Raw genomic sequence first — 8540 nt, forward strand, 5'->3', positions numbered from 1 at the left:
CCCCTGACACCCCACCTGGAGCACCCCATGACCGCCCTCACCACCGCCCTCCGTCGCCGGCTGCGCGGCCCGATCGCCCTCGGCGCCGGCGCCGTCGCCGCGACCCTGCTGCTCGCCGGCTGCGTGGCCGGCGAGGGCGAGACCGCCCAGGCGGACGCCCCGGACGACGGCGCCACCGCCGCCGAGAGCTGGAGCGCCGACACCCTGACGATCGACTTCGCCACCTACAACCCGCTGAGCCTGGTCATCAAGGACCAGGGCTGGCTGGAGGAGACGCTCGGCGACGACGTCGACGTCGAGTGGGTGCAGTCCGCGGGGTCGAACAAGGCCAACGAGGCGCTGCGCGCCGGCGCGATCGACGTCGGCTCCACGGCGGGCTCGGCGGCGCTGCTCGCCCGGTCCAACGGCTCGCCGATCCGGACCATCGACATCTACGGCCAGCCGGAGTGGGCGGCGCTCGTCGTCCCGGCGGGGTCGGACATCACCGAGGTCGCCGACCTGGCCGGCCGCTCGGTCGCCGCGACCAAGGGCACCGACCCGTACTTCTTCCTGCTGCAGTCCCTGGAGGAGGCGGGCGTCGACCCGGCGGACGTCGAGGTGCAGAACCTGCAGCACGCCGACGGCAAGGCGGCGCTGGAGAACGGCTCGGTCGACGCGTGGTCGGGCCTGGACCCGCTGATGGCCGCCAGCGAGGCCGAGGCCGGCTCGACGCTGCTGTACCGGAACGTCGACTTCAACACCTACGGGTTCCTCAACGCGACGCAGGACTTCCTGGACGCGAGCCCGGACCTGGCGCAGGTCGTCGTGGACGCCTACGAGAAGGCGCGCGCCTGGGCGCAGGAGAACCCGGACGAGGTCGTGAACATCCTCGCCGAGGTCGCCGGCATCGACCCGGCCGTCGCCGAGACCGTCATCACCGAGCGCACCACGCTCGACATCGACCCGGTCCCCGGCCAGGCGCAGCGCGACGTGCTCGAGGTGGTCGGCCCGATCTTCGTCGAGTCCGGCGACGTGTCGAGCCAGGACCTGGTGGACGCCGCCCTGGACGAGCTGTTCGAGCCGACCTACGCGGAGAACGCCGACCCGAGCAGCATCGCCGGCTGACCCCGTGCCGGGCCGGCGTCCGCGCGACGCCGGCCCGGGCCACGGCACCACCGACCACCCCCGACGGAAGAGCCCGCCATGACCAACGCCCCCGTGGTGACCGCCGCCGGCACCAGCGCGCCGGTGACGGACGCCCGCGGCCGCGCGCTGCCCGGGCTGAACCCGTTCAGCCTCGGCCTCCCCGCCCGGCCCGGCGCCGGCCCGCTCGCGCGGCGGCCCGTCCGCATCGCGCTCGGCCTGGTCGTCCCCGCGATCCTGCTCGTCACCTGGCAGGTCGTCACGACGTCCGGCCTGGTCGCGCCGTACCAGCTGCCGAGCCCGGCCTCGGTGTGGACGGCCGCGGTCGACCTCGCGGAGCGCGGCCTGCTCGGCCAGTACGTGGCGATCTCGACGCAGCGCGTGGTCCTCGGGTTCCTGATCGGCGCGGCGCTCGGCCTCGCGGTCGGGTCCGTCGTCGGCCTGTCCCGGCTGGCGGGCGCCCTGCTGGAGCCGGTGCTCGGCGCGATCCGCGCGGTGCCGTCGCTGGCGTGGGTGCCGCTGCTGATCCTGTGGATGAAGATCGGCGAGGAGTCCAAGCTGACCCTCATCGCGATCGGGGCGTTCTTCCCCGTCTACACGACCGTCGTCGCCGCGCTGCGGCACGTCGACGCGCACCTGGTCGAGGCCGGGCGCGCGTACGGGCTGCGCGGCGCACGGCTGCTGGGCGCGGTGCAGCTGCCCGCGGCCGTCCCCTCCGTGGTGGCGGGCCTGCGGCTCGCCCTCGCGCAGTCCTGGCTGTTCCTGGTGGCCGCCGAGCTCATCGCGTCGTCGATGGGCCTCGGCTTCCTCCTCATGGACTCCGGCAACAACGGCCGCGTCGACCGGATGATCCTCGCGATCGTCCTGCTGGCGCTGCTGGGCAAGCTGACCGACGCGCTGATCGGCCTGGCCGAGAAGTCGCTGCTGAGAAGGTGGGCATGACGAGCACGACGAGCGCGACCATCGCCGCGCTGCAGACCGAGACCCGCGCGTACCCGGCCCCGGCCGGCGACTGGAACGTGGGACCGGAGGAGGCGGCCCGGCTGCGGGCCCGCGCCGACGCCGACCACGTGGGCTTCTGGGAGGACGCCGCGCGCCGCCTCGAGTGGGCCGAGCCGTGGCACACCGCGCACACCTGGTCCCCCGCGGTCGAGGGCCCGGACGGCGACCTCACCGTGCCCGAGGCGCAGTGGTTCGTCGGCGGCAGGCTGAACGCCGCGGTGAACTGCGTCGACCGGCACGTGGCCGCCGGCCGCGGCGACAAGGTCGCGATCCACGCCGAGGGCGAGCGCGGCGACCGCCGGTCGATCACGTACGCCGACCTGCAGCGCGAGGTGTCCCGGGCGGCGAACGCGCTGACCGACCTCGGCATCGGCCCCGGCGACCGGGTGGTCGTCTACCTGCCGGTGATCGCCGAGACGATCGTCGTCACGCTGGCCATCGCGCGGATCGGCGCGGTGCACTCGCTCGTGTTCGGCGGGTTCTCCGCGGAGGCCGTGCGGTTCCGGGTGCAGGACACCGGCGCGAAGCTGCTCGTCACGTCCGACGGCCAGTTCCGCCGCGGGCAGGCCGTCGAGGTGAAGTCCGCCGCCGACGCCGCGGTCGAGGGGCTGGACCACGTCGAGCACGTCCTCGTCGTCCGGCGCACCGGGCAGGACGTCGCGTGGACCGAGGGGCGGGACGTCTGGTGGCACGACGTCGTGGAGACCGCCTCGGACGAGCACGAGGCGCAGGCCTTCGACGCCGAGCACCCGCTGTTCATCATCTACACCTCGGGCACCACCGGGAAGCCGAAGGGCCTGGTGCACACCACCGGCGGCTACCTGACGCACGCGTCGTGGACGCACTGGGCGGTGTTCGACGCCAAGCCGGACGACGTGCACTGGTGCACCGCGGACCTGGCCTGGGTCACCGCGCACACCTACGAGATCTACGGGCCGCTCAGCAACGGGCTGACCCAGGTGATCTACGAGGGCACGCCGGACACCCCGCACCGCGAGCGCCACCTGGAGGTCATCGAGCGGTACGGGGTCACCGTCTACTACACGGCGCCGACGCTGATCCGGACGTTCATGACCTGGTTCCCCGAGGGCCTGCCCGACGGGTACGACCTGTCGACGGTCCGGCTGCTCGGCACGGTCGGCGAGGCCATCAACCCCGAGGCGTGGGTGTGGTTCCGGGAGCAGTTCGGCGCCGGCCGCGCGCCCGTGGTCGACACGTGGTGGCAGTCCGAGACGGGCGCGGCGGTCATCGCCCCGCTGCCCGGCGTCACGACGCTCAAGCCCGGCTCGGCCACCCGCGCACTGCCCGGGTTCTCGGCGAAGGTCGTCGACGACGTGGGCGCCGAGGTGCCGCGCGGGTCCGGCGGCTACCTGGTGCTCGACCGCACCTGGCCGGGCATGGCCCGGACCGTCTGGGGCGACCCGGCGCGGTTCCGCGACTCCTACTGGCGGCCGTTCGCCGCGCACGGCTACTTCCTGGCCGGCGACGGCGCGTCCTGGGACGCCGACGGCGACGTGTGGCTGCTCGGCCGGGTCGACGACGTCGTGAACGTGGCGGGGCACCGGCTGTCGACGATCGAGATCGAGTCGGCGCTCGTGGCGCACCCGGCGGTCGGCGAGGCCGGCGTCGCCGGCGTGGTGGACGCCGTCGGCGGGCAGGCGGTGGCGGCGTTCGTCGTCCCGGCCGTCGCCCCCGGCCCGGTCGAGGACCTGGCCGCCTGGCGGGCCGCCGCCGCGGCGCTGCGTGAGGACCTGCGGGCCCAGGTGCAGCGCGAGATCGGCCCGGTCGCCAAGCCGAAGCACGTCGTCCTCGTCCCCGAGGTCCCCAAGACCCGGTCCGGCAAGATCATGCGGCGGCTGCTGGCCGAGCTGCACGACGGCCGGCCGCTGGGCGACGTCACCTCCCTGCAGAACCCCTGGGCCGTGGACCAGGTCGCCGCGCTGCTGCGCGCCGACGCTAGCCTCGCCCTGACCCCCGAGGCCGAGGAGGCCACCGCCCGATGAGCTCCGAGCACCGCTTCGGCTTCCGCACCCGCGCCCTGCACGCCGGGGCGATCCCCGACGCCGCGACCGGCGCCCGTGCCGTGCCGATCTACCAGACGACGTCGTTCGTGTTCAGCGACACCACCGACGCTGCGAACCTGTTCGCGCTGCAGAAGTACGGCAACATCTACTCCCGGCTCGGCAACCCGACGGTCGCCGCGTTCGAGGAGCGGATCGCGTCGCTCGAGGGCGGCATCGGCGCCGTCGCCACCGCGTCCGGCATGGCGGCGGAGTTCATCACGTTCGCCGCTCTGGTCGGCGCCGGGGACCACATCGTCGCCTCCGCGCAGCTGTACGGCGGCACCGTGACCCAGCTCGACGTGACCCTGCGCCGGTTCGGCGTCGAGACCACGTTCGTCGCGGGCACCGACCCGGCCGACTACGCCGCGGCGATCCGCCCCGAGACGAAGGCCGTCTACACCGAGGTCGTCGCCAACCCGTCGGGCGAGGTCGCCGACCTGGCGGGGCTGGCCGAGGTCGCGCACGCCGCGGGCGTCCCGCTCGTCGTCGACGCCACGCTCTCGACCCCGTACCTGGTGCGGCCGATCGAGCACGGCGCCGACATCGTCATCCACTCGGCCACCAAGTTCCTCGGCGGGCACGGCACCACGCTAGGCGGCGTGGTCGTCGAGTCGGGCCGGTTCAACTGGGGCAACGGCAAGTTCCCGCAGATGACCGAGCCCGTGCCGTCGTACAACGACGTGAAGTGGTGGGAGAACTTCGGCGAGTACGGGTTCCTCACCAAGCTCCGCTCCGAGCAGCTGCGGGACATCGGCCCGTCGCTGTCCGCGCAGTCGGCGTTCCAGCTGCTGCAGGGCGTGGAGACGCTCCCCCAGCGGCTCGACGCGCACCTCGCCAACGCCCGGGCCGTCGCCGAGTGGCTGGAGGCGGACCCGCGGGTCACGTCGGTGCAGTGGGCCGGGCTGCCGTCGCACCCGCACCACGAGCGCGCGCAGCGCTACCTGCCGCTCGGCCCCGGGTCGGTGTTCGCGTTCCGGCTCGCCGCCACCGCGGACCGCGACGGCCGCGAGGTCGGGCGCCGGTTCATCGAGCACCTGCAGCTCGCGAGCCACCTGGCCAACGTCGGCGACGCGCGCACGCTCGTCATCCACCCCGCGTCGACCACGCACCAGCAGCTGTCCGCGGAGCAGCTCGCCACGGCGGGCGTCCCCGAGGACCTGGTGCGGATCAGCGTCGGGCTGGAGGACCCGGAGGACATCCTCTGGGACCTCGACCAGGCGCTGACGGCCGCGACGGCACCGCGCGAGGCGTCGTACGGCGGGACCGACGGGGCCGCAGCCGCGACCGCCCGGCCCGCCGTCCCGGCCGCCACCGCGGTCGGCGCCGCGGTCACCGGCGTCGGCGGCATCGCCGGCGGCGCGTCCTGCTCTGTCCCGGAGGCGAACTGATGACCACGACCCCCGAGCGCACCTGGCAGGGCCCGAGCGCCCCCGACCGCCTGGCGCTGCTGCGCCGCACCCGGTCGATCGCGATCGTCGGCGCGTCCAACAACCCGGCGCGCGCGTCGTACTTCGTCACGACGTACCTGCTGTCCAGCACGCCGTACGACGTCTACCTGGTGAACCCCCGCGAGACGTCGATCCTCGGGCAGCCGGTGTACCCGTCGCTCGACGCGCTGCCGGTCGTCCCGGACCTGGTGGACGTGTTCCGGCGGCACGACGACCTGCCCACGGTGCTCGACGAGACGCTCGCGGTCGGCGCGAAGGCCCTGTGGCTGCAGCTCGGCTCGTGGCACGAGGAGGTCGCGGCGCGCGGCGAGGCCGCCGGCCTGACGGTCGTGATGGACCGCTGCGTCAAGATCGAGCACGCCCGCTTCCACGGCGGCCTCCACCTCGCGGGCTTCGACACGGGCGTGATCAGCAGCAAGCGCGCCCTCGCGTAGAACCCCTCCGCCGAGATGGCAACTCTCGGCTGTGCGCGGGCGGCCCGCCGCAGCCGAGAGTTGCCATCTCGGCGTCATGCCGGCGCGAGGCGGGCGCGGGCGGGCGGCAGCGCGACGCGCCCGCGCGGCGTCAGCGCGCGTCGGCGAGGAGGGCCTGCTCGCCCACCGCGGCGTCGGCCGGGCGGCCCGTGGCCAGGGGCAGGATGATCGTGTCGATGAGCCGCTCGGCGAACTCGGCGTCCATCGGCCGGTGCGCCACCACCTTGCGGTAGTGCACCATCGCCGGGGCGACCGCCGCGACCATGTCGAGGTCGACGCCCGGCGCGGTCTCCCCACGCAGCCGCGCGCGCTCGAGGACCTCGCGCGCGAGCCGGACCCGGCCAGCCACGAACTGCTCGTGGAACACCGCGCGCACCTCGGGCTCCTCGCGGACCGCCGTGAGCAGGCCGGTCATCAGGTCGTCGCTCTTCATCCGGGTCGCCCGCACGAAGATGCTCAGCAGGTCGTCGCGGATCGACCCGGTGTCGGGGACCTCGTCGATCGTCATCTGCTTCGCGCACAGCAGGCAGTCGACCGTGAGCTGCACCTTGGAGGGCCACCGGCGGTAGACGGTCGACTTGCCCGCCCCGGCGCGCTCGGCGACCGCGTCCATGGTCATGCCGTCGTAGCCGCGCTCGATCAGCAGCTCGCGGGCCGCGGCGAGGATGACCTCGTCCTTGGACTCGTCACGCCGTCGGCCGGGTCGGCGGGCGGCGGCGGTCCCGCCCGCGGGCGCGCCCACGGCCGCGACGTCCTCGCGCGCGGCCATCCGGGCTCCTCTCGACGTCGCCATCATGCCCGCCCCGCGCCGCGGAAACAAATCGAGACTCGGGGGTTTCGAAACTGACCGGTCCTGGTTTACGGTCGTGCCATCCCCCCACACCGTCGTCCTGACCGGAGCACCCGTATGTCCTCGTCCGCCGCACCCACGCCGCCCCCCGGGCGCCGCTGGCTCGTCCTCGCCACCGTCGCGCTGGCGCAGCTGATGGTCGTCCTCGACGCGACCATCGTGAACATCGCCATGCCCTCCGCCCAGGCGGAGCTCGGCTTCAGCGACAACGACCGGCAGTGGATCGTCACCGCCTACGCCCTCGCGTTCGGCAGCCTGCTGCTGCTCGGCGGCCGGCTGTCCGACATGTTCGGCCGTCGGCGCATGTTCCTCATCGGCCTGGTCGGCTTCGCCGTGTCCTCGGCCCTCGGCGGCGCCGCCGGCACGTTCGAGCTGCTGGTCGCGGCCCGCGCCCTGCAGGGTGTCTTCGGCGCCGTGCTCGCCCCCGCGGCGCTGTCCGTGCTGACCACCACGTTCACCGTGCCGAAGGAGCGCGCCCGCGCGTTCGGCATCTTCGGCGCCATCGCCGGCATGGGCGGCGCCATCGGCCTGCTGCTCGGCGGCTACCTCACCGAGAACTTCAACTGGCGCTGGAACCTCTACGTCAACGTCGTGATCGCGGCGGTCGCCCTGGTCGCGGGCGCCGTCCTGCTCCCCCGCGCCGGCGGGGCGGCCGGGCACCGGCTCGACGTCCCGGGCGTCCTGCTGGGCTCCGCGGGGCTGTTCGCCCTCGTGTTCGGCTTCTCGCAGGCCGAGCCGCAGGGCTGGGACTCGCCGCTGACCTGGGGCCCCCTCGCCGCGAGCGTCGTGCTGCTCGTCGCGTTCGTCATCCGGCAGCGCACCGCCGCCAACGCGGTGCTGCCGCTGGACGTCGTGCTGGACCGGGACCGCGGCGCCTCGTTCCTCGCGATCCTGGTCGCGGGGTCGGGCATGTTCGGCGTGTTCCTGTTCCTCACGTACTACCTGCAGTCGACGCTCGGGTACACGCCGATGCGGACCGGCGTCGCGTTCTTGCCGATGGTGCTGTCGATCATCGTCACCGCGCAGATCCAGTCGAACCTGCTCATCCCCCGGTTCGGGCCCAAGGTGCTCGTGCCGATCGGCATGCTGCTCGCCGCGACCGCCATGCTGACCTTCACCCGCCTCGAGGTGGACAGCACCTACGCCGCGCACGTGCTGCCCGGGCTGATCCTCATGGGCATGGGGATGGCGTCGATCATGCCCGCGTCGTTCCAGCTGGCCACGCTCGGCGTCGCCCCGCGGCTCGCCGGCGCCGCGTCGGCCCTGGTGTCGACGAGCCAGCAGGTCGGCGGCGCGATCGGCACGGCGCTGCTGAACACGCTCGCCGCGACCGCCGCGACCGCGTACCTCGCGGACCACGCCCCGGTGACCCCCGAGGTGGCGGCCCAGGCCGCGCTGCACAGCTTCGACACCGCGTACGCGTGGTCGGCGGCGATCTTCGCCGGCGGCGCCGTCATGGCGGCCCTGGTGTTCCGCACCCGCTCCGACCGCGCGGCCCGCGCGGCGGCGGCCCCGGCGGCCGCCGGCGCGCAGGCGGAGGCCCCGGCCAACCCGGCCGCGGTCCCCGCGCACTGAGCCCGCC

Annotated in this window: 7 protein-coding genes; 6 read left to right on the plus strand and 1 reads right to left on the minus strand. The window is 74.3% G+C overall.

Annotated features, from left to right (window positions below):
• Nucleotides 1-27: 27 nt before the first annotated feature.
• From MHY85_RS18825 to MHY85_RS18845, 5 genes are all read left to right on the plus strand, one after another.
• Entirely contained in the window at nucleotides 28-1104 is a 1077-nt protein-coding gene (locus MHY85_RS18825; RefSeq protein ID WP_239199471.1) for an aliphatic sulfonate ABC transporter substrate-binding protein, read from the plus strand.
• Between the two features lie 78 nt (nucleotides 1105-1182).
• The gene (locus MHY85_RS18830; RefSeq protein ID WP_239199456.1) at nucleotides 1183-2064 is read left to right on the plus strand and encodes an ABC transporter permease; all 882 of its coding nucleotides are present in this window, start codon (nucleotides 1183-1185) and stop codon (nucleotides 2062-2064) included.
• A complete protein-coding gene (gene acs, locus MHY85_RS18835; RefSeq protein WP_239199459.1) occupies nucleotides 2061-4127 on the plus strand; it encodes an acetate--CoA ligase in 2067 nt (688 codons plus the stop codon). Before MHY85_RS18830 ends, acs begins: the two co-directional genes overlap by 4 nt.
• Nucleotides 4124-5575, plus strand: coding sequence for an O-acetylhomoserine aminocarboxypropyltransferase/cysteine synthase family protein (locus MHY85_RS18840; RefSeq protein ID WP_239199462.1), 1452 nt, complete (start codon nucleotides 4124-4126; stop codon nucleotides 5573-5575). The genes acs and MHY85_RS18840 overlap by 4 nt, the downstream gene beginning before the upstream one ends.
• Nucleotides 5575-6069 (plus strand): CoA-binding protein, encoded by a 495-nt coding sequence (locus MHY85_RS18845; protein WP_158373803.1) that lies wholly within the window; start codon nucleotides 5575-5577, stop codon nucleotides 6067-6069. The genes MHY85_RS18840 and MHY85_RS18845 overlap by 1 nt, the downstream gene beginning before the upstream one ends.
• 130 nt (nucleotides 6070-6199) lie before the next feature.
• On the opposite strand, the gene MHY85_RS18850 is transcribed toward MHY85_RS18845, so the two are convergent.
• Nucleotides 6200-6877: a TetR/AcrR family transcriptional regulator gene (locus MHY85_RS18850; protein ID WP_239199465.1), complete on the minus strand. Its 678-nt coding sequence runs from the start codon at nucleotides 6875-6877 to the stop codon at nucleotides 6200-6202.
• Between the two features lie 138 nt (nucleotides 6878-7015).
• Here MHY85_RS18850 and MHY85_RS18855 point away from each other — a divergent pair, with 138 nt between their 5' ends.
• Nucleotides 7016-8533, plus strand: a complete 1518-nt coding sequence (locus MHY85_RS18855; RefSeq protein ID WP_239199468.1) for an MFS transporter — start codon at nucleotides 7016-7018, stop codon at nucleotides 8531-8533.
• The last annotated feature ends 7 nt before the right edge of the window (nucleotides 8534-8540 follow it).

It is taken from the genome of Cellulomonas sp. ACRRI, from assembly GCF_022346185.1.
Lineage (GTDB): Bacteria > Actinomycetota > Actinomycetes > Actinomycetales > Cellulomonadaceae > Cellulomonas.

Coding starts and splice junctions, on each gene's coding strand:
- MHY85_RS18825 (WP_239199471.1), top strand. CDS start 28: ATGACCGCCCTCACCACCGCCCTCCGTCGCCGGCTGCGCGGCCCGATC.
- MHY85_RS18830 (WP_239199456.1), top strand. CDS start 1,183: ATGACCAACGCCCCCGTGGTGACCGCCGCCGGCACCAGCGCGCCGGTG.
- acs (WP_239199459.1), top strand. CDS start 2,061: ATGACGAGCACGACGAGCGCGACCATCGCCGCGCTGCAGACCGAGACC.
- MHY85_RS18840 (WP_239199462.1), top strand. CDS start 4,124: ATGAGCTCCGAGCACCGCTTCGGCTTCCGCACCCGCGCCCTGCACGCC.
- MHY85_RS18845 (WP_158373803.1), top strand. CDS start 5,575: ATGACCACGACCCCCGAGCGCACCTGGCAGGGCCCGAGCGCCCCCGAC.
- MHY85_RS18850 (WP_239199465.1), bottom strand. CDS start 6,877: ATGGCCGCGCGCGAGGACGTCGCGGCCGTGGGCGCGCCCGCGGGCGGG.
- MHY85_RS18855 (WP_239199468.1), top strand. CDS start 7,016: ATGTCCTCGTCCGCCGCACCCACGCCGCCCCCCGGGCGCCGCTGGCTC.